Genomic DNA, 434 nt, shown 5'->3' on the forward strand with positions numbered 1-434 from the left:
CGTCAACCGTCCCCTCCTGGGAGCCACGGATATAACTGATTTTCGCCTTCTGCCCAGCTTTGAACGAACGAATAAGACCTACTAGAGACTCCCCCGAGGCGATATCAGTGTCGTCAATCCTGGTGATGACGTCGCCTCGGCGCAAACCGGCCTTGCCGGCCGCCGAACTCGGAATGACCGTCGCGATTCCGGCACCCCGAACCTTGACGCCAGCCTTAACTGCAGCCGCGTCACGAACCGAGATGCCTAGGAAAGCGTGAGTGACCTTGCCGGTCCGGATGATCTGGTCGGCAACCGACTTGGCCAAATTCGATGGGATGGCGAACCCGATGCCGATATTGCCCGACTGGGAGCGGTCCGCCGACGGCAAACTGGCGATTGAGGAGTTGATGCCGACGAGTTCACCATTGGCATTGACCAGCGCACCCCCGGAA

General features: G+C 59.9%; 1 protein-coding gene. It reads right to left on the reverse strand.

Annotation, left to right across the window (positions count from 1 at the left end; translation table 11 throughout):
• The coding region (locus KJQ99_RS11385; RefSeq protein WP_214150729.1) for a S1C family serine protease at positions 1–434 on the reverse strand (434 nt) is incomplete at both ends.

It is taken from the genome of Campylobacter sp. 2018MI13 (genome assembly GCF_018501135.1).
GTDB lineage: Bacteria > Campylobacterota > Campylobacteria > Campylobacterales > Campylobacteraceae > Campylobacter_E.